Source organism: Streptomyces sp. NPDC026538, from assembly GCF_055567535.1.
Genome location: NZ_JBVHQG010000015.1, coordinates 63,158 through 88,696 on the forward strand (window position 1 = coordinate 63,158; position 25,539 = coordinate 88,696).

At 70.8% G+C, this 25,539-nt stretch carries 26 protein-coding genes; 16 read left to right on the plus strand and 10 right to left on the minus strand.

Annotated features, from left to right (window positions below):
• The first annotated feature begins 115 nt into the window (after positions 1-115).
• A complete protein-coding gene (locus ACZ4N4_RS41130) occupies positions 116-904 on the plus strand; it encodes an SAM-dependent methyltransferase (protein WP_453576762.1) in 789 nt (262 codons plus the stop codon).
• Positions 905-989: 85 nt separating this feature from the next.
• Here the strand turns inward: ACZ4N4_RS41130 and ACZ4N4_RS41135 are convergent, their stop codons facing one another.
• On the minus strand, positions 990-1,664 hold the full coding sequence (locus tag ACZ4N4_RS41135; RefSeq protein ID WP_450753841.1) for a hypothetical protein: 675 nt from the start codon (positions 1,662-1,664) through the stop codon (positions 990-992).
• 374 nt (positions 1,665-2,038) lie between these two features.
• Here ACZ4N4_RS41135 and hemL point away from each other — a divergent pair, with 374 nt between their 5' ends.
• The 8 genes from hemL to ACZ4N4_RS41175 all read left to right on the plus strand — a co-directional run bounded on the left by hemL (position 2,039) and on the right by ACZ4N4_RS41175 (position 10,089).
• Positions 2,039-3,367: a glutamate-1-semialdehyde 2,1-aminomutase gene (gene hemL, locus ACZ4N4_RS41140; RefSeq protein WP_467598770.1), complete on the plus strand. Its 1,329-nt coding sequence runs from the start codon at positions 2,039-2,041 to the stop codon at positions 3,365-3,367.
• Positions 3,364-4,047: a histidine phosphatase family protein gene (locus ACZ4N4_RS41145; RefSeq protein ID WP_453576767.1), complete on the plus strand. Its 684-nt coding sequence runs from the start codon at positions 3,364-3,366 to the stop codon at positions 4,045-4,047. Before hemL ends, ACZ4N4_RS41145 begins: the two co-directional genes overlap by 4 nt.
• 134 nt (positions 4,048-4,181) lie before the next feature.
• On the plus strand, positions 4,182-5,435 hold the full coding sequence (locus ACZ4N4_RS41150) for a polysaccharide deacetylase family protein (RefSeq protein ID WP_467598773.1): 1,254 nt from the start codon (positions 4,182-4,184) through the stop codon (positions 5,433-5,435).
• 66 nt (positions 5,436-5,501) lie between these two features.
• A complete protein-coding gene (locus ACZ4N4_RS41155; RefSeq protein ID WP_467598776.1) occupies positions 5,502-6,092 on the plus strand; it encodes a TlpA family protein disulfide reductase in 591 nt (196 codons plus the stop codon).
• A 1-nt stretch (position 6,093) separates the two neighbouring features.
• Positions 6,094-6,870, plus strand: a complete 777-nt coding sequence (locus ACZ4N4_RS41160) for a cytochrome c biogenesis CcdA family protein (RefSeq protein WP_453576776.1) — start codon at positions 6,094-6,096, stop codon at positions 6,868-6,870.
• Between the two features lie 3 nt (positions 6,871-6,873).
• Positions 6,874-8,577, plus strand: a complete 1,704-nt coding sequence (resB, locus tag ACZ4N4_RS41165) for a cytochrome c biogenesis protein ResB (protein WP_467598779.1) — start codon at positions 6,874-6,876, stop codon at positions 8,575-8,577.
• Positions 8,574-9,668 carry a c-type cytochrome biogenesis protein CcsB gene (ccsB, locus tag ACZ4N4_RS41170; protein WP_453576781.1) on the plus strand — a complete coding sequence of 365 codons (1,095 nt, stop codon included), beginning with the start codon at positions 8,574-8,576 and terminating at the stop codon, positions 9,666-9,668. Before resB ends, ccsB begins: the two co-directional genes overlap by 4 nt.
• A 25-nt stretch (positions 9,669-9,693) precedes the next feature.
• On the plus strand, positions 9,694-10,089 hold the full coding sequence (locus ACZ4N4_RS41175; RefSeq protein ID WP_467598782.1) for an SRPBCC family protein: 396 nt from the start codon (positions 9,694-9,696) through the stop codon (positions 10,087-10,089).
• Positions 10,090-10,178: 89 nt separating this feature from the next.
• Here ACZ4N4_RS41175 and ACZ4N4_RS41180 read toward each other — a convergent pair whose 3' ends face one another.
• The 4 genes from ACZ4N4_RS41180 to ACZ4N4_RS41195 all read right to left on the minus strand — a co-directional run bounded on the left by ACZ4N4_RS41180 (position 10,179) and on the right by ACZ4N4_RS41195 (position 15,351).
• On the minus strand, positions 10,179-11,726 hold the full coding sequence (locus ACZ4N4_RS41180) for a type 1 periplasmic-binding domain-containing protein (RefSeq protein ID WP_467598784.1): 1,548 nt from the start codon (positions 11,724-11,726) through the stop codon (positions 10,179-10,181).
• Positions 11,726-13,813, minus strand: coding sequence for a hypothetical protein (locus ACZ4N4_RS41185; protein ID WP_467598787.1), 2,088 nt, complete (start codon positions 13,811-13,813; stop codon positions 11,726-11,728). The genes ACZ4N4_RS41180 and ACZ4N4_RS41185 overlap by 1 nt, the downstream gene beginning before the upstream one ends.
• 112 nt (positions 13,814-13,925) lie before the next feature.
• On the minus strand, positions 13,926-14,906 hold the full coding sequence (locus ACZ4N4_RS41190) for an isopenicillin N synthase family dioxygenase (RefSeq protein ID WP_467598790.1): 981 nt from the start codon (positions 14,904-14,906) through the stop codon (positions 13,926-13,928).
• Positions 14,899-15,351 (minus strand): nucleoside deaminase, encoded by a 453-nt coding sequence (locus ACZ4N4_RS41195; RefSeq protein ID WP_360489050.1) that lies wholly within the window; start codon positions 15,349-15,351, stop codon positions 14,899-14,901. Before ACZ4N4_RS41195 ends, ACZ4N4_RS41190 begins: the two co-directional genes overlap by 8 nt.
• Before the next feature lie 111 nt (positions 15,352-15,462).
• On the opposite strand from ACZ4N4_RS41195, the gene ACZ4N4_RS41200 reads away from it, so the two are divergent.
• From ACZ4N4_RS41200 to gcvH, 3 genes are all read left to right on the plus strand, one after another.
• On the plus strand, positions 15,463-16,776 hold the full coding sequence (locus ACZ4N4_RS41200) for a PucR family transcriptional regulator (protein WP_467598793.1): 1,314 nt from the start codon (positions 15,463-15,465) through the stop codon (positions 16,774-16,776).
• Positions 16,777-16,867: 91 nt separating this feature from the next.
• Positions 16,868-17,869, plus strand: a complete 1,002-nt coding sequence (locus ACZ4N4_RS41205) for a CorA family divalent cation transporter (RefSeq protein ID WP_467598796.1) — start codon at positions 16,868-16,870, stop codon at positions 17,867-17,869.
• Between the two features lie 100 nt (positions 17,870-17,969).
• Positions 17,970-18,353 carry a glycine cleavage system protein GcvH gene (gene gcvH, locus ACZ4N4_RS41210; protein WP_467598799.1) on the plus strand — a complete coding sequence of 128 codons (384 nt, stop codon included), beginning with the start codon at positions 17,970-17,972 and terminating at the stop codon, positions 18,351-18,353.
• 23 nt (positions 18,354-18,376) lie between these two features.
• Here gcvH and ACZ4N4_RS41215 read toward each other — a convergent pair whose 3' ends face one another.
• From ACZ4N4_RS41215 to ACZ4N4_RS41225, 3 genes are all read right to left on the minus strand, one after another.
• A complete protein-coding gene (locus tag ACZ4N4_RS41215) occupies positions 18,377-19,774 on the minus strand; it encodes a purine-cytosine permease family protein (protein ID WP_453576805.1) in 1,398 nt (465 codons plus the stop codon).
• 150 nt (positions 19,775-19,924) lie between these two features.
• Positions 19,925-20,167 carry a chaplin gene (locus tag ACZ4N4_RS41220; RefSeq protein ID WP_453576808.1) on the minus strand — a complete coding sequence of 81 codons (243 nt, stop codon included), beginning with the start codon at positions 20,165-20,167 and terminating at the stop codon, positions 19,925-19,927.
• 105 nt (positions 20,168-20,272) lie between these two features.
• The gene (locus ACZ4N4_RS41225) at positions 20,273-20,923 is read right to left on the minus strand and encodes an FMN-dependent NADH-azoreductase (RefSeq protein WP_453576811.1); all 651 of its coding nucleotides are present in this window, start codon (positions 20,921-20,923) and stop codon (positions 20,273-20,275) included.
• A 132-nt stretch (positions 20,924-21,055) separates the two neighbouring features.
• Between ACZ4N4_RS41225 and ACZ4N4_RS41230 the strand changes: the two genes are divergently transcribed.
• The gene (locus ACZ4N4_RS41230; protein WP_453576814.1) at positions 21,056-21,409 is read left to right on the plus strand and encodes a winged helix-turn-helix transcriptional regulator; all 354 of its coding nucleotides are present in this window, start codon (positions 21,056-21,058) and stop codon (positions 21,407-21,409) included.
• Positions 21,410-21,630: 221 nt separating this feature from the next.
• Here the strand turns inward: ACZ4N4_RS41230 and ACZ4N4_RS41235 are convergent, their stop codons facing one another.
• Complete coding sequence (locus ACZ4N4_RS41235; RefSeq protein ID WP_453576815.1) at positions 21,631-21,897, minus strand: PLD nuclease N-terminal domain-containing protein; 267 nt, start codon at positions 21,895-21,897, stop codon at positions 21,631-21,633.
• An 85-nt stretch (positions 21,898-21,982) separates the two neighbouring features.
• Between ACZ4N4_RS41235 and ACZ4N4_RS41240 the strand changes: the two genes are divergently transcribed.
• Positions 21,983-22,483, plus strand: coding sequence for a DUF3515 family protein (locus tag ACZ4N4_RS41240; protein WP_467598805.1), 501 nt, complete (start codon positions 21,983-21,985; stop codon positions 22,481-22,483).
• Here the strand turns inward: ACZ4N4_RS41240 and ACZ4N4_RS41245 are convergent, their stop codons facing one another.
• Entirely contained in the window at positions 22,484-23,044 is a 561-nt protein-coding gene (locus tag ACZ4N4_RS41245; protein WP_467598808.1) for a TlpA family protein disulfide reductase, read from the minus strand.
• Between the two features lie 76 nt (positions 23,045-23,120).
• Between ACZ4N4_RS41245 and ACZ4N4_RS41250 the strand changes: the two genes are divergently transcribed.
• Together ACZ4N4_RS41250 and mqnP are read left to right on the plus strand one after the other, a co-directional pair.
• Positions 23,121-24,572 (plus strand): menaquinone biosynthesis decarboxylase, encoded by a 1,452-nt coding sequence (locus tag ACZ4N4_RS41250; RefSeq protein WP_453576824.1) that lies wholly within the window; start codon positions 23,121-23,123, stop codon positions 24,570-24,572.
• A complete protein-coding gene (gene mqnP, locus ACZ4N4_RS41255) occupies positions 24,569-25,471 on the plus strand; it encodes a menaquinone biosynthesis prenyltransferase MqnP (RefSeq protein WP_453576826.1) in 903 nt (300 codons plus the stop codon). The genes ACZ4N4_RS41250 and mqnP overlap by 4 nt, the downstream gene beginning before the upstream one ends.
• Positions 25,472-25,539 lie beyond the last annotated feature (68 nt).

Genomic DNA, 25,539 nt, shown 5'->3' on the forward strand with positions numbered 1-25,539 from the left:
GGACGTGCGCAGGCCCTGCGCTTGCCAAGTCGGCCCCTGCGTAAGGCAGATGAGAAGCCCGAGTACGATCACCGCGAACTCGCTCTGTACTTCTCACCGGCGCGATGGAGTTGCCATGACGACCGACCCTCAGCCGTTTCCGTCGATCGACACCAGCAGGGCACACCCCGCACGGGTCTATGACTGGCTGCTCGGCGGCAAGGACAACTACCCGGTCGACGAGGCGGTCGGTGAGAAGCTGCCGCCCGAGGCGAGGGACGCCGCCCGGCAGAACCGTCAGTTCATGCACCGGGCCGCCGCGTGGCTCGCCACCCAGGGCGTCGACCAGTTCCTGGACATAGGCACCGGAATCCCCACCGAGCCGAATCTCCACCAGATCGTGCAGAACGTCGTCCCGTCGGCCAAGGTCGTCTACACCGACAACGACCCGATCGTCCTGCGGCACGCGGAGGCGCTGCTGATCAGCCGGCCCGAGGGGGCGACCGACTACATCCAGGCCGACGTGCGCGACCCGGAGGCGATCGTCCGGCACGCCCGGCACGTCCTGGATTTCGACCGCCCGGTCGCGCTGTCGCTCATCGCGCTGATGCACTTCATCAGCGACGAGCAGGACGCCCACGGCATAGTCCGTGCCCTGGTCGAGACGCTGCCGTCGGGCAGCCATCTGATCCTGTCGCACGCCGCGTCCGACATGTTCCCGGACCTCGTCGAACAGGTCGTCGCCGAGTACGCCAAGGGCGGCATCCAGCTCGCCTTCCGCACCCGTCCGGAAGTGGAGCGGTTCTTCGACGGCATGGATCTCGTGTCACCCGGCCTGGTGACGGCGACGGAGTGGTTCCCCACCGCCCCGACCCAGGAACCGGAGGGCAGCGGCATCTACGCGGGCGTGGCCCGCATCCGCTGAACCAGCACGCAGCTTCCGCAGGCCCCTCCGGGCACACGAAAAAGGCGGGGTTCGAAAACCCCGCCCACACGCTGCGCAGCCCGGCTCAGGGCCACACCAAGCAGTACGGCTGATGCCCCGCCTCATGCAGCCGGTGCGAGAAGTCCTGCCATTCGTGCAGCAGCTGGTACACGTTGAACGCGTCCCTCGGGCCGCCCCGGTCCGGGACCGTCGACCAGATGAAGGCGGCCGCGCCGACGGCTTCCTCGCCTATGCCGCGCAGCGGGTCCACGACCGTCATGGGGAGCTTGACCACCGCGTAGTCCGGGTGCAGGACGACCAGCTCCAGGGGGGGCACCTTGTTCAGAGGCACGCCTTCGATGCCCGTCAGCACCATCGCGGCCATGGTCTCCGGCTTGATCTTCGTGAACATGCCGTTCATGCCGAGCTCGTCGCCGCCGAGTTCCTCGGGGCGCATCGAGATCGGGACCCGGGCCGCGGTCGCGCCGTCCGGTGCGCCGAAGTATTTGTACGTCACCCCCACCCGACCACCATTCCTGCTCCCGCTCTCGAGACGGTCGATTCCGCGATCGATCCGCCGGGCCCTCTGGTCCCACTGATCGATACGTCGGTCGCGCCGCTCGGACTCACTCGGTACGCCGCCCTGTTCCTGACGTGCTGCCTCAGCCGCTTCCTCCGCGTCGCGTCGGTGCCTTCCCCGCCGGGCACGTCGAGGACCGAGGTCATCAGTCCCCTCGCCCAGTCCGCCACCGCGATGCATATCTCCACCCGACTGCTTTTCTAGGACGCGTGGCCCCCGCCGCGCAACCCGATCATCGTGTCAGTGACCTCCCCCACGGCCGCCCGCCGAAACGTGCGTCGAAACATCAGTCCGCAGGATCTTTACAGCCTCCGGCCGGCTATGTACCGGATGAGCTGGGTGTATCGGATCACAGTCTCGCAGATGCCCCGGGCACCGCGCGGGGACCGCCGTCGTCCGCTGCGAGAAGACCCCCGTGACCGCCACAGGGGGCCGCCGGCCACCCCCTCCGTCCCCGGAAGCCCACCGTCGCTGCGAGCAGAGCACCCTCCTCCGCCTACCCTGAAGAGGTCACCCAGCAACCGGAGTCCGAGAAGCCGGAGAAGCCGCACGTCATGAGCGCCCAGAGCGAAACGCCCTATCCCTACGACGCGCCCGTCTCACAGGCGCTCTTCGACCGCGCCTCCGCGGTCACGCCCGGCGGCGTGAACTCCCCGGTGCGTGCCTTCCGTGCCGTCGGCGGCACCCCCCGCTTCATGGTCTCCGGCAAGGGGGCCTACCTCACCGACGCCGACGGCCGTGAGTACGTCGACCTCGTCTGCTCCTGGGGTCCGATGATCCTCGGGCATTCCCACCCCGAGGTCATCGCCGCCGTCCAGGACGCCGTCACCCGCGGTACCTCCTTCGGCACGCCCGGCGAGGGCGAGGTCGCCCTCGCGGAGGAGATGGTCGCCCGGATCGAGCCCCTGGAGCAGGTGCGGCTGGTCAGCAGCGGGACCGAGGCCACCATGAGCGCCATCCGGCTGGCCCGCGGGTTCACCCGGCGCACCAAGGTGATCAAGTTCGCCGGGTGTTATCACGGTCACGTCGACTCGCTGCTCGCCGCGGCCGGGTCGGGGGTGGCGACCTTCGCGCTGCCCGACACCCCCGGTGTCACCGGCGCCCAGGCCGGGGACACGATCGTGCTGCCGTACAACGATCTCGAAGCCGTGCAGGAGGCCTTCCACCGGCATCCCGGGGAGATCGCCTGTGTGATCACCGAGGCCTCGCCGGGCAACATGGGCGTCGTGCCGCCCGCGCCCGGGTTCAACCAGGGGGTCAGGGACACCTGCCACAAGAACGGCGCCCTGTACATCTCCGACGAGGTCATGACCGGGTTCCGGACGAGCCGGGCCGGGTGGTTCGGGATCGACGGGGTGGTGCCCGACCTGATGACCTTCGGGAAGGTGATGGGGGGTGGCTTCCCGGCCGCCGCCTTCGGGGGCCGGGAGGACGTCATGGCGCACCTCGCGCCGGCCGGGCCCGTCTACCAGGCCGGCACCCTCTCCGGGAACCCCGTCGCCACCGCCGCCGGGCTGGCCCAGCTGCGACTGCTCGACGACGCGGCGTACGAGAAGGTGGACGCCGTCTCCGCGCAGATCCAGGCGCTGGTCACCGAGGCGCTCAGCAAGGAGGGCGTGGCGCACCAGCTGCAGGCCGCCTCCAACATGTTCTCGGTGTTCTTCACCAACCGTCCGGTGCGGAACTACGAGGACGCGCGGGGCCAGGAGTCCTTCCGGTTCACCGCCTTCTTCCACTCCCTCCTCTCCGACGGCGTCTACCTCCCGCCGTCGTCCTTCGAGTCCTGGTTCGTCTCCACGGCCCACGACGAGCGGGCCATCCAGAAGATCGCCGACGCCCTCCCGGCGGCGGCCCGAGCGGCCGCGGAGGCCACGGCAGCATGAGCGAGCAGCAGGACATCACCGTCGTCCATGTGATGCGGCACGGCGAGGTCGCCAACCCCGACGGGGTGCTGTACGGCAGACTCCCCGGCTACCACCTCTCCGAGCTCGGCCGGCAGATGGCCGACCGGGTCGCCGAGCACCTCTCCTCGCGGGACGTGACGTACGTCGTCGCCTCGCCACTGGAGCGGGCGCAGGAGACCGCCACCCCGATCGCCAAGGCGCACGGGCTCGACCTCGCCACCGACGAGCGGCTCATCGAGGCGGAGAACATCTTCCAGGGCAAGACCTTCGGCGTCGGTGACGGGGCGCTGAAGAAGCCCGCCAACTGGAAGTACCTGGTCAACCCGTTCCGGCCGTCCTGGGGCGAGCCGTACGTCGACCAGGTCGTCCGGATGAAGGGCGCGCTGGACGCGGCCAGGGACCAGGCACGCGGTCATGAGGCGGTGCTGGTCAGCCATCAGCTGCCGATCTGGATCCTGCGGTCGTACGTCGAGAAGCGCCGGCTCTGGCACGACCCGCGCAAGCGGCAGTGCACCCTCGCCTCCCTGACGACTTTCACATACGCGGGCGACAGGATCGTCTCCGTCGGGTACAGCGAGCCGGCCGTCGACCTCGTCCCGGCCCACCTGCGGGCCGGCGCCAAGCCGGTGAAGGGGAAGGACAAGGCCTTCGGGGCCTAAGACCCCCTGGCATACGGTACTTATCCACCTCTTCGTCGCATTCGGCTTGAAACAGCGAAGAAGTGAAGGAACCCGATCGTTCGTCGCGCCCTCTGACTGGGTGACCACCAGAGGATGCGACGAATCGGGGAACCATGCGGACCTTCACCCGAAGGGGAATACTCGGCGTCGGCGCGGGCGCCGCGGCCGGACTCGGCCTCGCCGGGTGCGGCACTCACACACCGTCGGACGGCACGACCCATGCCGGCGGTTCCAGCGCGAAGCCCTCCGGAAAGCCCACGCCCACCGCCCGCCCCCTCGGTGACGGCTCCACCTCGAACACCGGCAAGCAGCCCCACCAGCCCGGCGCCCCCGAGCCGCTGGAGCCGGGTCAGACCCCGCCGCAGTTCGTGATCTTCTCCTGGGACGGCGCCGGTGAGGTCGGCAACGGCCTCTTCCCGCGCTTCCTGGACCTGGCCAAGGAGCACGGCGCGTCGATGACCTTCTTCCTCTCGGGTCTCTATCTCCTCCCCGAGTCGAAGAAGCGGCTGTACAACCCGCCGAACAACCCACGTGGCGCCTCCGACATCGGCTACCTCACCGACGAGCACATCAAGGCGACGCTCACCAACGTCCGCCGCGCCTGGCTCGAAGGGCACGAGATAGGCACCCACTTCAACGGGCACTTCTGCGGCGGCTACGGCACGGTCGGCAACTGGACGCCCAAGCAGTGGCGCAGCGAGATAGACCAGGCCAAGGCGTTCGTGAAGGAGTGGCGGACCAACAGCGGCTGGACCGGCCTGCCGTCCCTGCCCTTCGACTACGACAAGGAGCTGGTCGGCGGCCGTACCCCCTGCCTCCTCGGCCAGAACAACCTGCTGCCCACCGCCCGCGAGCTGGGCTGGCGCTACGACGCCTCCTCGCCGGGCGGCCGCCAGACCTGGCCGGACAAGAAGCTGGGCATCTGGGACCTGCCCCTCCAGCAGATACCGTTCCCCGGCCACTCCTTCGAGGTCCTGTCCATGGACTACAACATGCTCGCCAACCAGTCGGTGAACTCGACGAAGGCCCCCGCCTACAACTACCCGGGCTGGCGACGGCAGTCCGCACAGTCGTACATAGCCGGATTCGAGCGGGCGTACACGACAAACCGGGCACCGTTCTTCATAGGCAACCACTTCGAGCAGTGGAACGGCGGCATCTACATGGACTCCGTCGAGGAGGCCTTCAAGCACATCGCCCGCGAGAAGGAGAAGGGCGCCGACGTACGCCTGGTCTCCTTCCGCCAGTTCGTGGACTGGATGGACGTACAGAAGCCCGAGGTCCTGGCGAAGCTCCGCACCCTGGACGTGGGCCAGCGGCCCACGGGGGGCTGGAAGACCTTCCTCAAGCAGGGGGCCGCGGCCTGAAAGGGCCGTTTCCCGGACCAAGGGGGGTGCGCAAGATCCTCAGAACGGGCATGCGAAACTTTTCACATGAGTACCCGTAGCCGCGCCGTCCTGCTTGGCGCCATGGCCGCCGCGGCGGCCCTGACCCTGTCCGCGTGCGGCAACGGTGGCACCTCCGGCGGAGGCGGCAACACCAACTTCGTCACCGGCAAGAACGGCATCGACACGGTCGCGAAGGGCCACCGCGCGGCGGCCCCCGACCTGTCCGGCAAGACGATCGACGGCAGCACGCTGGACGTCGCGAGCTACAAGGGCAAGGTCGTCGTCATCAACGTGTGGGGCTCCTGGTGCAGCCCGTGCCGCGCCGAGGCGCCCTACTTCGCCTCCGTCTCCAAGGAGTACGCGAGCAAGGGCGTCCAGTTCGTCGGCATCAACACCCGCGACACCAGCACCGGTTCCGCGGTCGCCTTCGAGAAGCAGAACGGCATCGCCTACCCGAGCCTGTACGACCCGACGGGCAAGCTGATGCTCCGCTTCAAGAAGGGCACGCTCAACCCGCAGGCCATCCCCTCCACCCTGGTCCTCGACCGGCAGGGCGACGTCGCGGCGCGCTCGCTGGCGGCGCTCAGCGAGGAGAACCTGCTGAAGATGATCAAGCCGGTCGTCGCGGAGAAGTGACGTGAGTGCACTCCTCACGGTCGCGGCCGTGACAGACGGACCGAACACGACCGTCATGAACGGCGCGCTGCTGCTCGCGCTGCCGATCGCACTGCTCGGCGGACTCGTCTCCTTCTTCTCCCCGTGCGTGCTGCCGCTCGTACCCGGTTACCTCTCCTATGTCACGGGCGTCGCCGGCACCGACCTCGCCGAGGCCCGGCGCGGCCGGATGGCCACCGGCGCCGCGCTCTTCGTGCTCGGCTTCACCGCCGTGTTCGTGTCGGGCGGAGCCCTGTTCGGCTACTTCGGCCAGGACCTTCAGGAACAGTCCGGCACGCTCGGCAAGGTGCTCGGGATCCTGATGATCGCCCTGGGCGTGTTCTTCATGGGCCTGATGCCCTGGTTCACCCAGCGCGAGTTCCGCTTCCACCGGCGGCCGGTGACCGGTCTGATAGGGGCACCGCTGCTCGGCGCGCTGTTCGGCATCGGCTGGACGCCGTGCATCGGCCCGACGCTCTCCGCCGTGCTGACCCTCTCCGCCCAGCAGGGCAGCGCGGGCCGCGGCGCCATACTGACGGTCGCGTACTGCCTCGGCCTCGGTGTCCCCTTCGTGCTCACCGCGGTCGCCTTCCGCAAGGCGCTCGGCGCCTTCGGCTGGGTCAAGCGCCACTATGTCTGGGTGATGCGCATCGGCGGCACGATGATGATCGTGACCGGTGTGCTGCTGCTGACCGGGGCCTGGGACAGCCTCGTACAGGACATGCAGGGCTGGTCCGACGGCTTCACTGTAGGGATCTGATCGATGAGTACGACTTCGAAGAACGCGTCCGACGATCAGGAGCTCGGCGCGGCCGGCTCGCAGCTGTCCACCGCGCCCTCCCAGGACGAGCCGCCGATCGTCCCCGGCATCGGTGTCATCGGCTGGGCCCGCTGGTTCTGGCGGCAGCTCACCTCCATGCGGGTCGCGCTGCTGCTGCTCCTGCTGCTGTCGCTGGGCGCGATCCCCGGCTCGCTGATCCCGCAGAGCGGCGCCGACATCAACAAGGTCGCCGACTTCCAGAAGGCTCACAAGACGCTCTCGCCGGTCTACGACAAGCTCGGCCTCTTCCACGTCTACAGCTCGGTGTGGTTCTCGGCGATCTACATCCTGCTGTTCGTCTCGCTCGTCGGCTGCATCATCCCGCGCGCCTGGCAGTTCGTGGGCCAGCTGCGCGGCCGTCCGCCGGGCGCCCCGAAGCGGCTGAACCGCCTCCCCGCGTACACCACCTGGCGGACCACGGCGGCACCCGAGGAGGTCCGTGAGGCGGCGCTGAAGCTGCTGAAGAAGCGGCGCTTCCGCGCCCACGTCGCCGGGGACGCGGTCGCCGCCGAGAAGGGCTACGTCCGCGAGTTCGGCAACCTCGCCTTCCACATCGCGCTGATCGTGCTGCTGATCGCGTTCGCCTCCGGCCAGATGTACAAGTCGGACGGCACCAAGCTGGTTGTCGAGGGCGACGGGTTCGCCAACTCGATCCTCCAGTACGACGACTTCAAGTCCGGCTCCCTGTTCAGCACCGACGACCTGGTGCCGTTCAGCTTCGACCTGAAGAACTTCCACGCCAGCTACCAGACCAGCGGGCCCAGCAAGGGCACACCGGTCACCTTCACCGCGGACATCGCCTACATCGAAGGCGCCTACGGCAAGCCGAAGCGGACCACCATCAAGGTGAACGAGCCGCTGCACATCGACGACGCCAAGGTCTACCTCGTCAGCCACGGCTACGCCCCCGTCATCACGGTCCGCGACGGCAAGGGCAACGTGGTCTACCACGACGCCGTGCCGCTGCTCCCGCTCGACGCCAACGTCACCTCCCAGGGCGTGGTCAAGGTGATGGACGGCTACCGGAACGCCCAGGGCGTCAGCGAGCAGCTGGGCATCTCGGCGTTCTTCCTGCCGACCTACGGCGGTGGCTCCTCGGTCCTGTCCACCTTCCCGGCACTGGAGAACCCGGTGCTGAACCTGACGCCGTACCACGGCGACCTCGGCGTCAACTCGGGCATCCCGCAGAGCGTCTACCAGCTCGACAAGACCCACATGAAGGAGTTCAAGGACTCCAAGGGGCAGCAGCTGCGCGACAACCTCAAGCCCGGGCAGACCATGCAGCTGCCGAACGGCGCCGGTTCCGTGACGTTCGAGAAGGACGTCAAGGAATGGGCCGGCTTCGAGATCGTCCAGGAACCCGGCAGCGGCTGGGCGCTGGGCGGTGCCCTCACCGCGATCTTCGGCCTCGCCGCCTCGCTGTTCATCCAGCGCCGCCGTGTCTGGGTGCGGGCCGTGCCGGGCCCGGACGGCGTCACCGTCGTCGAGATGGCCGGCCTCGGCCGCAGCGAGTCGGCGAAGGTGCCCGAGGAGCTGGGCGACCTCGCGGGAATCCTCTACGACCAGGCGCCGGGGGCTCCCGACCCCGACGAAGACGACCGTTCCGCAGAATCCCCCGTACCTGCCGAAGGGGCTGAGAAGCGATGACTTCCGCCGCCGCAACCACGCTCGCCGCGACCAACGAGCACCTCGCGAGCATGAGCAACACGCTCATCTACTCCTCGATGGCCGTCTACACGCTGGCCTTCTTCGCCTACATCTTCGAGTGGCTGCTGGGCAGCCGCAGCCGCGTCGCCCGTACCGCCAACGCGCTCACCACCGAGGGCACGGCGAAGAAGGCGCCCGCGGTGACGGTCAAGAAGGCCGGCGGCACCGCCGTACTGGAACGCCCGAAGATCGTGGTCCGCGCCGCGGCCGGCTCGCGTGACGTGCCGGACGGCCCCGGCGCCCACGGCGGCGACGAGCAGGGCGACCTCTACGGCCGGATCGCGATCTCCCTCACGGTCCTCGCCTTCCTGGTGGAGCTCGCCGGTGTGGTCACCCGGGCGGCCTCCGTGCAGCGGGCGCCGTGGGGCAACATGTACGAGTTCAACATCACGTTCTCCACGGTCGCCGTCGCCATCTACCTCTCGCTGCTGGCCCTGAAGAAGAACGTCCGCTGGATGGGCCTCTTCCTCATCACCACGGTCCTGCTCGACCTCGGTCTCGCGGTCACCGTCCTCTACACGGCGAGCGAACCGCTGGTCCCGGCCCTGCACTCGTACTGGCTGTACATCCACGTCTCCACCGCGATCTTCTGCGGCGCGGTCTTCTACGTCGGCGCGGTCGCCACGATCCTCTACCTCTTCAAGGACTCCTACGAGAACAAGCTGGAGACCGGCGGCACCCCCGGCCGCTTCGCCGCCTCGGTCCTGGAGCGTCTGCCGGCATCGGCCTCGCTGGACAAGTTCGCCTACCGCGTCAACGCGGCGGTCTTCCCGCTCTGGACCTTCACGATCATCGCGGGCGCGATCTGGGCGGGCAGCGCCTGGGGCCGCTACTGGAACTGGGACCCCAAGGAGACCTGGTCCTTCATCACCTGGGTCGCCTACGCCTGCTACCTGCACGCCCGCGCCACCGCGGGATGGAAGGGCCGCAAGGCCGCCTACCTGGCGATGCTCGCCTTCGGCTGCTGGCTCTTCAACTACTACGGCGTCAACATCTTCGTCACCGGCAAGCACTCCTACGCGGGCGTGTGAGCCGCCGAGGGGCGACACTGGTGCCATGACCGGTTCCATCGCTCAGGGCACCAGTCAGACCCACGGGAACAACCACATCCTCCACTTCCTGGTACGGCTCCCGAGGCCCATGGGCCAGGTCTGGCCGAGCCTCTCCACCCCGGAGGGCCTGACCGCCTGGCTCGCCCCGGTCGACGTCCTGCAGCCGAGACTGGACGGCACGGTCACCCTTGGTGACCTGGGCACGGGCAGGGTGACGGCCTGGGACGTCGACCGGATCGCCGAGTACACGGTGGACGGCGGCGGCAGAATCCGCTTCCACCTGGAACGGGACGGCGAGTCCGGCACGGCCCTGCGCTTCACCCACGAGTTCAAGGGCGAGACGACGACGGAACAGGCCTGGCGAACCCGCTTCGAACGTCTGATCGACCTGTTGTCCTAGCCGATCTGGCTGAGGCGCCCCGTCAGGCGCGGGGCTGTGCCAACGTGCGGCTCCGCCGCGTGGGCGCGACCAGCCACGACGCACCCGCGCTACGACGGCGGCAGACACGCCCCACCCGGCGGCTTCCCCTCCGGCCAGGCGATCGTCACGAACCGCGACCCGCCCTCCGGGCGCAGCTCCACCACCGGCACCGCCTTGTCGTACGGGTTCCCGTGCGCGTCCAGGCAGATCCACCCACTCGCCCCGTCCACCCGCAACGACCCCTTCACCTGGGGCCACTGCAACCCCACGTCGGCGAGTGTCGGCACCGACTTGCCCTCCGGCACCGCCTCGCGAATGCCATGCACCGCGAGCCGCGTCGCGTCGTACGCGATGATCAGCTGCCCGTCCTCCAGGGCCACCGGCCCGATCGGCCCCACCGGTGACTTCTCCGCACTCTTCAGCAGCCGCGCCAGCGTCTTGGCCTCGGCCGCCGAACCCCCGGTCCTCGGGCTGTCCTTCAGCCACGCGTCCGGATGGGCGAGGGCGGTGTAGCGGACCGAGAGATTGTGCCGTAGCGCGTCCCGGTCCAGGTCCTTCTCGCCGGTGAGGTACGACCCCTCGTCCCCGGTCAGCACCGTGAACTTCCGGTCCTGGCAGCCCCGTCCGCCCAGCGCGTTGATGAACTGCCGCAGCTGCGTGTGCCGGCCGGCGAACAGGATCGTGTCGGTCGACCGCGAGGTGTCGCAGACCAGGTTGGTGATCTGCCGGAACGTGTTCGCGGTCGTCCCCTCCTTGCTGCGGTCGGCCGGCGGTGTGAACGGCTGGGGCTCGTAGGGCGAGCCCTTGATCAGCGCGGCGAACGACCTCTGGAGCGTCCGCGTGTACGGGTCGCCCGGCTTGTCGTAGACCAGCAGCGCCCGGCCCGCCCCGACCTTGGCGAAGGAGGCGAGCGCACGGGCCTCGTCGGTGTTGGTCGGGGACACCCGCGCCAGACCGGGGTAGGGGTCCTTGCCGGCCTGCCCGTTGGCGAGGTCGTCGGCGGTGATCGACGAGCCCACCACGGGGATCCCCAGCCGGGTCAGCTCCTTGACGGCCTTCTTGTTGTCGTCGGTGCTCTGCCCGACCCCGGCCACCGCCCGCAGCCGGTCCGTGGAGCCGGTCATCCGCGCCAGCTGCGCGACCATCTTCTGCCAGTACTGGCTGGTCGCACCGGGGTTGGCCAGCACCAGCCGGATCGCCGGGGACTCCCCGTTGGAGTCGTGGTTGGCCTGGTACTGGGCCAGGTAGGCGCCCTGGAGCTCGTGCTGGATGTCGGCGAGGCTCGCCGCCGCCGTCGCGGTGTACGGCAGCATCACCGCCACCGTCACATAACGCCCGGGCCTGAGGCGGGCGTTCTCCCGGGCGATCGCCCGGACCGTGGCCCGCAGCTGCGGGTGCCCGAAGTCGAACGCCGTCGTCGCCACGCCCACGCACTCGTCGCTGTCCTCGGGGCGGGCCACCCCCGGCGCGCAGGACCGGTCGTCGTGGACGGCCGCCCGCACCCCGACCACCAGGCCGGCGATCAGCCCCGCCGTGACGAGCAGGGCGAGATAGCGGCGCAGCGGGATCTCCCAGACGCCCTCGCGCAACCACGTGCCCACACCCCGCCGCGCCATCACGCCACCCCGCTCCGCTCGTCGTCGCCCTCGTCGTCCTCCGGGTCGGCGGGCGGGCGGCCCGCCAACGCGGCCGTGGGCCAGTCCCGGGAGGCCCGCCACAGCAGCGCGTTGCCGGCCGGCCGCAGGTTGGACAGCTGCTCCAGCTCGAAGCGGAGCCGGTCGCCCACCTTCGGGTCGGGCAGTACCAGCGGATCGGTCAGATGCCACACCGCGTGCAGCAGCCGCCGGATGCGCAGATGCAGTACGGGATCCACGTCCTCCGGCACCCGCTGTCCGGCGTCCGTGCGGCCCAGCGCCACCGCAGCCCGGCGGTCGCCGTGCCCGGCGAAGTCGCGGCCCTCGGCGTCGTGGGCGTGGAAGTAGGGCGCCGAGGCGACGAACCGCAGGGTCCCCAGCCAGGCGCGGGTGTCCAGGACCGGGAAGGTGTCTCGGAGGTGGGCGACCGCCGACTCGGTGCGGCCCAGGGCCAGTTGGTGGTGGAGCCGGAAGCGGGCCCGACCGTCCGGGCGGTCCTGCGTGTAGTACGCGACCAGCATCTCGTGGGCGGTGCGCCAGCCGCCGTGGTCGGGGTCCCGCAGATGCAGCCGGAGCAGCAGCAGGGTCCGTACGAAGGGGTCGCCGACGAACTGCCCGGGCACCACCGGCAGCCCCTCCCCGGCGAGCCGGCTCTGCAACGCCCGTACGTCCGCCGGACCGAAGTCGTCCGGGAGCAGCGCGGCGGCCAGCGCGCACGCCGAGTCGTGGTCGTGGGCGGCGGCGAGCACGGTCAGTTCGTCGAGCCGGTCCTGCGGGACCAGCCGGTCGAGGAGTTCGCGGTAGACCGGGGCGGACGGTCCGTCCTCCGTGAGGCGCACCTCGGCGGTGAGCAGGTCGCCCAGCGCGCCGGCCCGGTCCGGGTGCTGGGCCGCGGCCTCCGCGAGCACGGCGATGCCCAGCGGATTCCCGCCGGTCAACCGGTGCACGGCGTGCGGAAGTTGGGGTGCGGCCGGGGTGGCGACGAGATGCAGGGTGTCGTCGGGGGAGAGCGGCGGTAACGCCACCAGCAGCGCCCGCGAGGACGGAACGGCCGCGTCCGGGGCCCACTCGGTGCGCCGGGCGACCTCGGCCAGCTCCCGTCGTACGCCGTTGCGCAGCAGCTCCCGGCCGTCGCCGCGCAGCCCGGCGACGAACGCCACCTGGTCGGCGACCCCGTCGGCGCGGTCGCGCAGCACGGCGTCGAGCAGGCCCGGACCCGGCCCGGTCCCCGCGTTGTCGACCAGCACCAGCGGGCGGCCGAGCCGCTGCATCCGGGGCAGCACCCCGCTGTACGCCTCCGTCAGGTCGGCGAGCAGGGCCCGTACGAGATAGCGCTCGGCGTGCTCCCGTGAGGTGCCGCCGGCCCGGAAGTGCCCGGACAGCAGGATCAGCCCGCGCTGCGCGTGGCCGCCCGCGTTGGGGTACGTGCGGTACCAGACGGACGCCTTCTGGTGCCGGCGGCTGGCGAAGCCCTCGGCGATCGACTCCAGGGTGGCCTCGATGGCGCCGGAGACCAGCGGCCCGGTGCCGGTGGCGGCGGCGACCACCTTCGCGGCCACCTTGCCGGCCCACCGCCCGGCGAACCCGCTGATCCAGGAGCCGCTCTCGTTCAGCAGCAGGATCCGCTCCACCTCGCGCCGGATCCGCTCCGAGTCGGCGTCGCCCCAGCCGCCGGCGGCCACCGCGACCAGCCCGGACATGAGGCGCGGGAAGGTGATCCGGCCGGCTCCCGTGACCGGTTCGGCGAGCTGCTCGGCGACGACCAGCAGGGCCTGCGCGACCGGCGACCAGGACTCGGCGGGCCGCTCCGCGGGCGGCGCCGCGAACTGCGCCTCCGCGCAGTCGACGAGCGCGACCGGGGTGTGCCCCCGGTAGGCGTCCCGTAACTCGCCGAGCACCGCGCTCTTGCCGAGCCCCCGGGCCCCGGTCAACACCACGAACGGCAGCTCGCCGGGGTGTTCGAGGGGATGGGCACGGTGCTGGTGCGGCCGTAACCCGACGATCCTCGGTATGAGCCCGGCCGGCTCCGCGTCGAACAGCGCCCCACGCCCGTGCAACCGTCTGTGCAAGGCATCTCCCCCCTGACGCCAGTGTAAGAAGGGGTGGTTGCTTCGGGCCAGACCGAGTGATGTCCGTATGGTTACGAAACCGGCACCGGGAGTGACATCGCCGTGGTGGTGGTCAGCCGACCGTGATGGAGTCCAGCTTCTCCCGCAGGTAGACGTGCGAGTCGACCGGCGGGTACGCCACCCGGCCGACCGGCGCCGGGACCGACTCGACGGTGGTGCCCGGGGTGCACTCGCCGAAGTAGACGAGGGACATCAGCTCCTCGGCGGGCGCGTCGGTGGGCGGCGGCAGTACCCGGTGCCGCCCCGACCGCCACCGGTCGCCGGTCCAACGGGCCATCAGGTCACCGATGTTGATGGTGAAGGCGGCCGGGTCGAAGGGCGCGTCCTCCCAGCCGCCCTCGTCCGTGAACACCTGAAGCCCGCCCTTGCCGGCCTGCCGGTCCAGGATGGTCACCGTCCCGAAGTCGGTGTGCGGTCCGATCCGGAACTGCCCCGGCGCGGGCTCGCCGAGCACCTCGGTCCCCGGATACCAGTTGATGTTGAAGCCGTACGTCGGATGGTCCATGTGCCGGGAGAAGAAGTCCCGTTCGAGCCCGAGCGCGTACCCGAGGAGGGACAGCAGCTCCTTCTCCAGCTCGGCCATCCGGTCCAGGTACTCCTCGCAGAGCGTCCGCAGCTCGGGCACCTCCGCCGGCCACACGTTGGGCGCGTACCACTCGGCGTTGACCAGCGGGTCCTCGAACGGCTCGTGGGTCGCGAAGGTCAGCGACTCCTTCAGGTCGGGCGGGGTCTCGGTGCCCTCCGAGTAGCCGTTGGCCTCCGCGCCGGGCCCCAGCCAGCCGCGTCCGCCGACCTTCACCTCGTACGCCTGCTTCACCTCGTCGGACAGCGCGAAGAACCGCCGCGCGGCCTCCCGGACCCCGTTCCGCAGCTCCGCGTCGACGCCGTGCCCAGTGACGAGCAGGAAGCCGGCGGTCTGCAGGGCACTGTCGACGGTCCGGGCGATCTCCCGCCGGTCGTCCTCGTCCCCGTCGAGCCAGGGCCGCAGATCGACGCTGGGGATACGGGGGCCGGTGCTGGTCGTCTCACTCATCGCCGATGTCCTCGTTCCACAGGGCCGGATGGTTCTTGATGAAGGCGCGCATCACGTCGACGCACTCCGGGTCGTCCAGCAGGACGATCTCCACACCGTGCTCGGCGAGCCAGTCATGGCCGCCGTGGAAGGTGGTCGCCTCGCCGATCACCACCCGGGAGATGCCGAACTGGCGGACCAGACCCGAGCAGTACCAGCACGGCGACAGAGTCGTCACCATGGTGGTGCCCCGGTACGACCGCTGCCGACCCGCCGCGCGGAAGGCGGCGGTCTCGGCGTGCAGGGACGGATCGCCGTCCTGCACCCGCCGGTTGTGCCCACGGCCGAGCAGTGCGCCGTCGGCGCCGTAGAGCGCGGCGCCGATCGGGATGCCCCCCTCGGCGAGCCCGGCGCGGGCCTCGGCGACGGCGGTGGCGAGCCAGGTCCGTGCTTGCAGCTGATCCATGTCTTCACTCTCCTGTGGCCGAAACACGAGGGCAACGTGCGGAAAGTACCCTCCGGGCAACCCGTGGCAGGACGAAATGTCAGCGCCCGTGCCCGTCCCCTGGAGGTCCCCGTGCCCGCACTCACCCTCCGCGAAGTCCTGGCCCTCGACCCCGTGCGGGCGGCCCGTCCCGAACTGCTCGCCGGGGAGGGCGCCCTGGACCGCCCCGTGCGCTGGGTGCACTCCAGCGAGGTCTACGAGGGCGCCAACTTCCTCGACGGCGGCGAACTGCTCCTCACCAACGGCTTCGGCCTGACCGACGCCGGCGACGAGGTCCGCCGCCGGTACGTGCGGGAGCTGGCGGCGCGCGGTGCGGCCGGTCTCGCGGTGGAGGTCGGGCGGGCCCTGCCCAGCATGCCGCCCGAAGTGACCGACGAGGCCTGCCGCCTCGGCCTGCCGCTGCTCGCCCTGCACCGGGTGGTGCCCTTCGTCCGGATCGCCGAGGCCGCCAACCGGGCGATCGTGGCCCGGGGGCTGTCCGGGCGTGCGGTGGTGCGGCCCTGGGGCGACGATCACACGGCGGCCCTGCTGGCCGACCTGGCCGACCGGGCCGCGCTGAACCAGCCGGAGGTGGAGGCCCGCTCGGCGCTCGCCGGGTTCCGTCCGGGGCCGGGGACGCGGCTGATCGGGGTGTCGGTGCACGGGACGCGGGAGACCGGAGCCGTGGACCGGGCGGTGCGGCTGCTGGGCGGGGCGGGGGCGATGCGGGCGGCGTTCCCCGGTGACGTACTCGCGCTGGTCGCGCTGCCGGGCGCCGGCGGCCGTGCGGGCGTCGACCGGCGCGGCCCGGGTGCGGGCGTCGGCGCGGGCCTCGGCTCCCGCGACCCCGTCCGCGCGGTCCAGGAGGCCTTTCGCACGGTCGCCGGCGCCGGGCTTACCGTCGCCGTCGGGCACGCCGTCGACGCGGGCGGCGGCTGGCTGCACTGGAGCGAGACGCTGCGCGCGGCCCGCACCACCCTCGAACTGGCCTTGACCGTGCCGCCCGCGGAACCGGCCCCGGCGCAGGGCCCGTTGGTGACCTCCGCCCGCGCGCTCGCCCTGGAACGGGAGCTGACCCGGGGCGGTGTCGCCGCCAACCGCGACCGTCTCGCCGTTCTCGTCCAGCACACCCTCGGCCCGCTGCTGGCCTGGGAGGCCGTCCACGCCAGCGACCTGGTCCGCACCCTGGAGGTCCACCTCCGCCACGGCTGCTCCCCGACCCGCACGGCGGCCCTCCTCCACATCGGCCGCCAGTCCCTCTACCAGCGCCTGGAACGCATCGAGGCCCTCCTCGGGCTGGAGATCGACGACCCCGACCTGCTGGGCGAACTGCTGACGGCGGCCTGCGCGCACCGGGTGGTGCGGGGGACGGCGGTGGCGGTGAGCGGGCTGCGCACGGTGGCCTGAGCGAACCGGCTCTCACCCGTTGGTGGCCGCCCCGCCCGGCATCCGGGCGTTTCCGAGTGCGGGGACCGGGGACCGCGCGGACGCTGGGACCGTGGCCGACGGGATCAGCGGTGAGGCGATGGTCGTGACGATGGTGTCGGTGCCGGACGGGGGCACGACGCGTATCTCGGTGCCGGAGGCCCGTCGGCGCCTTGCCGGGGACCCGTTCCTGCTCCTCGCGGTCCAACTGCCGCAGGAGGCCGTTCCGGCGGTGGAGTCGGTGGCGCGGCGGCTCGGGCTGGACGACGAGGACCTGGACTGGTTCGGTGTGCCGGACGAGTCGCCGCGGGCCGAGTTCCTGGGGGGCATCGCCGGTTTCGTCGTGCCCGTGGTCGTGGCGGACCGGGTCACGCACGCGCACGTCCTGGCCGGCGAGCGTTTCCTGGTGGTCGCCCACTGGGGCCGGGCCGTCCTGGCGCCGGGCCTCAGTGCACAGCTGCGGCGGGAGCGGCCCCATGACGCCGTGGCCACGCTGTTCCTGCTGCTCCAGGAGGCATTGGCGACGTTCCGCCGCGCCACGGTGGACGCGCTGCTCCAGGTGGAGGAGCTGGAGGACGCCATGTTCGAGGACCGGCACCCCGAGCAGATCCACCTGCTGTCCCAGCTGCGCCGCCGGGCCGCCCTCCTGCACCACTCGCTGCTGCCCTACCTCCAGGCGGTCGACGAGGTGGTCACCCGCCGGATGATGAGCAGCGACTTCCCGGCCGAACGGCGGCGCCTCGCCCAGGAGTTCGCCCGCGCGGCCCGCCTGGTCCGCACCGACATCGAGTCCCTCCAGGACGCCGCGCGCCGCGCCATGGCCAGCTACTCGTCCCTGGTCGCGGGTGAACAGAACGCCATGATCAACCGGCTGGCCATCGTGTCGGTGATCTTCCTGCCGCTGTCGTTCCTGACCGGGTTCTTCGGCATGAACTTCACCTTCCTGACGGACAGGCTGGAGACCAGGGACGAGTTCTGGCTGCTCGCCGTGGGACTCCAGGTGGTCTTCCTGGCCGGCGCCGTCTACGTGCTGCACCGCACCGGTATCTGGCGGCGGCTGCGGGACGACGATTAGGCCCGGCGGACCGTCACCCGCGCGGTGTATCCGGATCGTTACGCAGGGCGACGGGGGTGGCAGGCTGATTGCGCCGAACCGACCTCGAAGGAGCCGCGCCATGTACCCGTCCGACTGCAAGTACACCCGGGAACACGAATGGATCCGCATGAACGGCGGCTCCGCCGAGATCGGGATCACCGAGTTCGCCCAGAAGCAGCTCGGTGACATCGTGTTCGTGGAAGTGCCGGCCGTGGGCCAGGCGTTCGAGGCGGGTGAGCCGTTCGGCACCGTGGAGTCGGTGAAGGCGGTGAGCGAGATCTACCTGCCGGTCCGCGGCAAGGTGATCGCGGTGAACGAGGAACTCGACTCCGAACCCGAGTTGCTCAACACCGAGCCGCACGACGCGTGGGTGATCAAGATCGAGGTCTCCGACAAGAAGGCTCTCGACAACCTGCTGAGCGCCGAGCAGTACGAGAAGTACCTCAAGTCGGAGACCGAGTAGGGCTCCCGGTCACCCGGGCCGGGTCACGGTGTCCGCCGGACCCGGCCCCGCAGCGCCGCGTACAGCAGCGCGCTCACCGCGAAGCCGACGACCGGCGTGATGTCGCCGAAGGCGGGGTGGTGCTCGGGCACCCAGCCCACGAAGTCCTCCTGGTTGGAGAAGAGCGGCACGGAGACCGCGACGCCGATCAACAGGGACGCGAGACCGGGCCAGTTGGTGAAGGAGCGGTCGGTCAGGCGGGCGGCGAGCTGCTCGTCGGTCGCGGTACGGCGCTGGAGCCACCGTTCGACCAGCACGACACCCAGCCAGGGCGCCACCCAGTACGCGATGACCAGCAGGAACGCCTCGTACGCGGCCCCCGCGTCGTCCAGCGAGGCCCAGGCCGCCGCCGTCCCGGCGATGCCCGACACCACGACCAGCGCGCTGCGGCTCAGCCAGGTGGGGAGCTTCAGGCCGAAGGAGGCGATGGAGATCGCCCCGGAGTACACGTTGAGGGCGTTCGCCGAGACCCCGCCGAGCATGATGGCGAGCAGGACGAGGTCGCCGAGCCAGCCGGGCAGGTGACCGGTGAAGGCGGCCGTGGGCGTGGCGTCCTTCGGGGCGATGATCGTGGCCGAGGCGGCGCCGACGACGGCGACGATCGAGACCGACACGAACAGGCCCAGCGCCGGGTAGAGGATCGTCCTGACCTTGTTCGCGGTGCGCGGGAGGTAGCGCGAGTAGTCCGTGGCGTACGGGTTCCAGCCGGCCGCGTACCCCCAGGCCGCGCTGAACGCGAGCAGGAAGCCGCCGACCCCGCCGCCCGAGCCGCCCCCGCCGAGGTCCGCGTCCTTGAAGGTCCACACCCCGGCCAGCAGGAAGATCACCGCGAGGGCCGGGAACGCGTACTTCTCGAAGGTGTGCACGAAGTTGTGGCCGATGAAGCCGATCAGGATCTCCGCGACCACGACGAGGAGCAGGGAGGGGAGCGGTCGCAGTCCGGTCAGCGTGTTCAGGGCGAAGGCCGCGCTCACGCTGTTCACCGCGAACCAGCCGACGCCCGCGAGCAGGCCGTTGGCGGCGGAGGGCAGGATGTTGCCGAGGTAACCGAAGGAGAAGCGGCCGACCACCATCTGCGGGACGCCGAACCGTGGCCCGTCCAGCGACAGCACGCCCTGGGTGACCGCGCCGATCGCGGTGCCCAGCAGGATCGCGGCGGTGGCCGTCCAGAAGTCCAGGCCGAAGAAGAGGACCGCGATCACGCCGATGTAGACGGTCGCGAACTCGATGTTGGGGGAGGCCCAGGTCCACAGGAGCTGGAGCGGGCTGCCGTGGCGTTCGGCGTCGGGGATCGGTTCCGAGCCCGCCGCCTCCACGGCGATGACCCGGTCGCCGTACTCGGGCGCGATACTGGTGGTGGAACCGGCGGGAGCAGTCGTCATACGAGGTAAGTGTCGGGTTCGCGCCCGGTCCGGCCCAGGGGCGCATTGTCCGTCTCGGACGGCTCACCGGCGTACAACCTGCACGCATGCGGAAGCTTCCGGAGGCGGGTCGGTCCTCCGGAAGCTTCCGCGGGCGGCGCTCCGGCCGGGTCAGCCGCTGGTGCAGGCGTTGGCGGCCGCCGGGTTGAGCAGGCCGATCACGCTGATGCTGTCGCCGCACGCGTTGACCGGAATGCTGATCGGTACCTCGACGACGTTGCCCGACAGCACGCCCGGGCTGTTGGCCGCGGAGCCGGTGGCGTCGGCACCGTTGTCGGCGAAGGCGGCGGTGGTGCCGCCGAGGACGAGGGCGGTGGCGAGGGCGCCGGTGGCGGCGATGGCTCGGATGCGCATGAAGGCCTCCTGGTAGCGGGGTGAGAACGCGTCCATCACAACCGCCCGCCATCGGGTCCGCATGCGGAGCTGGGCCGATCGGCGCAATCGGCTCCGCCGGGGTCGCTACGCGGCGAGACGTCCGGCCAGGTCCTTCGCCTTGTCGGCCGCCTCCTGGAGGGCGCGGTCGCGGGAGGCCTCGTAGAGCGGCACGAGTTCGGCCATGGCCGGGTTCTGCGGAGCCATCGTCAGTTCCGGCACGATGAAGTCGACTTCGAGGCCGAGACCGTCGGCCAGGACCGCGCTCAGGTAGTTCTGCACGTACTCGAACGGCTCCCGCGGGGTGCCCGGCGCGTACGAACCGCCACGGCTGGCCACGACGGTGACCGGGGTGCCCTTGGCGGAGGGGTTCTCGCCCATCGTGCGGTTGAACAGGACCACGTTGTCCAGCCACGCCTTGAGCGTCGACGGGATCGTGAAGTTGTACATCGGCGCGCCTATGAGGATCGCGTCCGCCCGCTCCAGCTCCTCGATCAGCTGCACACGGTCGGCGAAGGCCGCCGCCTGCTCGGGGGAGTGGGCGGCGGGGTCGACGAAGCCGGCGCTGTGGGAGGCCGCGGTGATGTGCGGCACCGGGTTCGCCGCCAGGTCGCGGTAGATCACCGTGCCGTCGGGGTGCTGCTCCTGCCATGCCGCGCGGAAGGCCTCCGTGACGGCACGGGAGGCGGACGCCGCGCCCGGCATGAGCGAGGAGTCGATGTGGAGAAGGGTGGCCATGGGTGTCTCCAGACACAGGGGTAGCGGGCCCGGCGCGAGACGCGAGGGGCTGAGAATTCGTACTCAGCTATAGATAACACAGGTGCTTACTTTTTTTCAGCCCCAGTCGTGGTGGGCCTGTACCCTGATTCCATGGCGGTGGACCAGGTGCACGACCCGGAGCAGTGCAAAGGTGTGGACGTCGGCATCACCCGCGTCTTCCAGGTGCTGGGAAAGCGCTGGAACGGCCCGATCCTGTCCGTCCTGATGGACCAGCCGACCCACTTCGCCAACCTGCGCCGCGCCATCCCCGGCATCAGCGAACGCATGCTCTCCGACCGGCTCACCGAACTCGGCGCCGCCGGGCTCGTCGTGCGCGAGGTCGACGAGGGCCCACCGCTGCGGGTCTCCTACCGGCTGACCGCGGCGGGCGCCGCGCTCGAGCCGTCGCTGAAGGAACTCGGCGAATGGGCGAAGCAGCACCTGCGCGACGATTCGCCCTGCTGACCCGGATCAGGGCCGCATGCCCTCCGGCTCCGGTACCACGTAGTCCGTGAACCGCGGCGACAGCGCAGGTGCCGGGTGTCCTGGTCGGGGCTCATCGGCCGGGCCGAAGCCGGCGGCGGCCCCTCCGGCCGGTGCCCGGGCTCGATCAGGCAGGTACGCGTGTTCCAGCGGGAGCTGACCGCGGCTCAGGTCGGGGCGCTGGTCCGGCGGAACGCGCCCGGTCAGTCGGTACGCGGATCCTCCGGCTTCAGGGACTTCAGGAACTCCGGGTTGTCGTCCGGCGCGACCCACCGCTCCCGCGGCTGCCGTGCCCTGCCCGCGACCAGCCAGGCCACCGGGCCCACCAGCACCTCGCCGAAGAGCAGGATGATCAGCACCCACACCAGTTTCGGCAGGGCACGGACCTCGTCCTCGGGGGTGTTCAGGCAGTCCACGAAGGCGTAGATCCACAGCGCGAGGACCAGCAGAAAAGGCAGATACCTGAGCATGGCGGCCAGAGTAGCGGGTGGCCGGCGTCCGCCGCCGGGGCCGTGGGCATGATGGGTCCCCTCGATCGGAGGGGGATCCGTGAGGGTGCGTAGGCGGTCTCGCCGGGGGCGGACGGCGGCTGGTGTGGTCGCGGCCGGTCTGCTGACCGGTGCCGGACTGGTGGCGTACGAGCTGAGTTCGCCGGTGTTCGGCCTGGCGCAGGGACCGCTGGCGAAGGACCCGGCGTGCGCGCGGATCGCCGACCGTTACCCCGACCGCCTCGGCGGCGCCGAACGGGACCCGGTCACCTTCGAGGGCCTCGCGGTCTGGGGTCACGGCGCGGTGGAGCTGCGCTGCGGCCTCACCCCGCCCGCCCCGACGACGGACGCGTGCGTCACTGTGGACGGCGTGGACTGGGTGTGGCGGGAACGGGCGGGGGACCCTGCCGGCGACCGCAAGTACCTGGTCACCTATGGCCGCAGCCCGGCCGTGGAGGTCTCGGTTGCGGGCTCGGTGCCTCGGCCGGACGCGGTGCTGCTGGAGCTCAGCCACCTGGTGGCGCCCGTCAGGGCGAGCGCCAAGTGCCTTGCGGGCAACGGCCACTAGTCACGCCTTCTCGGCCAGCAGCGGCCGGATGATCGTGCGGACGTCCGCCGCCGTGAGCGGGCTCAGGTACTTCGCGGCGATCCTCCCGTCCCGGTCGATGAAGAGGGTGTACGGCAGCGCCTGCGGCGCATAGCCCCGGGGCAGCCGGAGCAGCTTGCGGCTGCCGGGGTCGTGCAGACTCGGGTAGACCAGCCCGTGCGTCCGCTCGAACGACCTCCCCTTGTCCCGCCGGGCGTCCGTGTCCACCCCGAACACCTGGACCCCCTTGGCCGCCAACTCCTGCTGAGCCTTGGACAGTTCGGGCGCCTCGGCCCGGCAGGGCCCGCACCAGGACGCCCACACGTTCAGGACGACGACCTTGCCCCGGTAGTCGGCGAGCCGTACCGCCCTGCCGTCCAGGCCACTGCCCGACAGGTCGGGGGCGGCCTCGCGGTCGGCGGCCGGGACGCGGGTCAACGGGGAGACCGGCGAGCCGCCGGTGTCCTGGCGTGGCGCACAGGCGGCGAGCACGAGCAGCAGGGCGAGCAGCGGTAACCGGCTTATCCGGCGGCGGACGATCATGGCCGACGAGTATCGCAGGGGGTATCGCAGGGGGCGGTGACCGGGCCCGGGCCCCGGGTGGCCGATACTGGGACGCATGGCTTACGACGATCTTCGCTCCCTGCTCCGGGCACTGGAGCGCGAGGGAGACCTCAAGCGTGTCAAGGCCGAGGTCGACCCGTATCTGGAGGTCGGGGAGATCGTCGACCGGGTGCAGAAGGCGGGCGGACCGGCGCTGCTCTTCGAGAACGTGCGCGGCTCCAGCATGCCCCTGGCCATGAACGTCTTCGGCACCGACCGGCGCCTGCTCAAGGCCCTCGGCCTGAAGTCGTACGGCGAGATCTCCGAGAAGATCGGCGGGCTGCTACGCCCCGAACTCCCGCACGGCTTCGTCGGTGTGCGGGAGGCGTTCGGGAAGCTCGGCGCGATGGCCCACGTACCGCCGAAGAAGGTCAAGGAAGCGCCGGTCCAGGAGGTCGTCCTGCACGGCGACGACGTCGACCTGGACCAGCTGCCGGCCCTGTTCACCTGGCCGCAGGACGGCGGCTCCTTCTTCAACCTGGGCCTGACCCACACCAGGGACCCCGAGTCCGGCATCCGCAACCTGGGCCTGTACCGGCTCCAGCGGCACGACCGGAACACCATCGGCATGCACTGGCAGATCCACAAGGACAGCCGCAACCACTACCAGGTGGCGGCCCGCAGGGGCGAGCGGCTGCCCGTCGCGATCGCCTTCGGCTGCCCGCCCGCCGTCACCTACGCCTCCACCGCCCCGCTCCCCGGTGACATCGACGAGTACCTGTTCGCCGGGTTCATCGCGGGCCGGCGGATCGAGATGGTCGACTGCAAGACGGTCCCGCTGCAGGTCCCGGCGAACGCCGAGGTCGTCCTGGAGGGCTGGCTGGAGCCGGGCGAGATGCTCCCCGAGGGCCCCTTCGGCGACCACACCGGCTTCTACACCCCGCAGGAGCCGTTCCCGGCGCTGACCATCGACTGCGTGACGATGCGGAAGCGCCCGCTCCTGCAGTCGATCGTGGTCGGCCGCCCCCCGACGGAGGACGGCCCCCTCGGCCGCGCCACCGAGCGCTTCTTCCTGCCCCTCCTGAAGATCATCGTCCCGGACATCGTGGACTACCACCTCCCCGAGGCCGGCGGTTTCCACAACTGTGCGATCGTCTCGATCGACAAGAAGTACCCGAAGCACGCGCAGAAGGTCATGCACGCGATCTGGGGGGCGCACATGATGTCCCTCACCAAGCTGATCGTGGTCGTCGACTCCGACTGCGACGTCCACGACCTGCACGAGGTCGCCTGGCGAGCCCTCGGCAACACCGACTACGCCCGTGACCTCACGGTCGTGGAGGGCCCCGTCGACCATCTCGACCACGCCTCCTACCAGCAGTTCTGGGGCGGCAAGGCGGGCATCGACGCGACGAAGAAGTGGCCCGAGGAGGGTTACACCAGGGACGGGGGCTGGCCGGACATGGTCCTGTCGGACCCGGATACGGCGGCGACGGTCGACCGCCGCTGGAAGGAGTACGGACTGTGAGCTCCGCTTCCGCAGCGCTCCCGCAGCCGGGACGCACGAAAGCCTTCCTCCGTCTGGTGATGATCGAGCACTCGGTCTTCGCCCTGCCCTTCGCGTACATCGCCGCGCTGACCGCGATGTTCGAGTGGGACAAGAACATCCACTGGGCGCGGCTGCTCCTGGTCACGATCTGCATGGTCGGCCTGCGTACCTTCGCGATGGCCGTTAACCGGATCATCGACCGCGAGATCGACGCCCGGAACCCGCGCACGGCCCACCGTGAGCTGGTCACCGGCGCGATGAGCGTGAAGCACGCCTGGACCGGCGCGCTGATCGCGGTGGTGGTCTTCCTCGGCGCCGCGGCCCTGCTCAACCCGCTCTGCCTGGCCCTCGCCCCCGTCGCGGTGATCCCGATGGTGGTCTACCCCTACGGCAAGCGGTTCACGAACTTCCCGCAGGCCATCCTGGGTCTCGCCCAGGCCATGGGCCCGATCGGCGGGTGGCTGGCGATCACCGGCGAGTGGTCCTGGGACGCGGTGATCCTCGGCCTCGCGGTCGGCATCTGGATCGGCGGCTTCGACCTGATCTACGCCTGCCAGGACGTGACGACCGACCGCGAGATCGGCGTCAGGTCGGTCCCGGCCCGCTTCGGCATCCCGGCCGCGATCTGGGGTGCCCGCGCCTGTCACCTGGTCACCACGGCCCTGTTCGTCTGGTACGCCGTGGCGACGCACGCGGGCGGGTTCTTCTGGCTGGGCCTGGTGATCGTCGCCGGCGCCTTCGCCTACGAGCACTCCATCGTCCGCCCGCACGACCTCTCCCGCCTCAACCGCGCCTTCTTCAGCGTCAACGGGTTCATCGGCATTGCCCTCTTCGTGTGCGCCCTGCTGGACCTGCTGGTCCGGGGCCTGACGGTCTGAGTACCGTCGGCCACCGCGGCCCCGTCCTGAACTCGGTCGGGCGCGCCGGTACGCTCAAGGTGTGAACG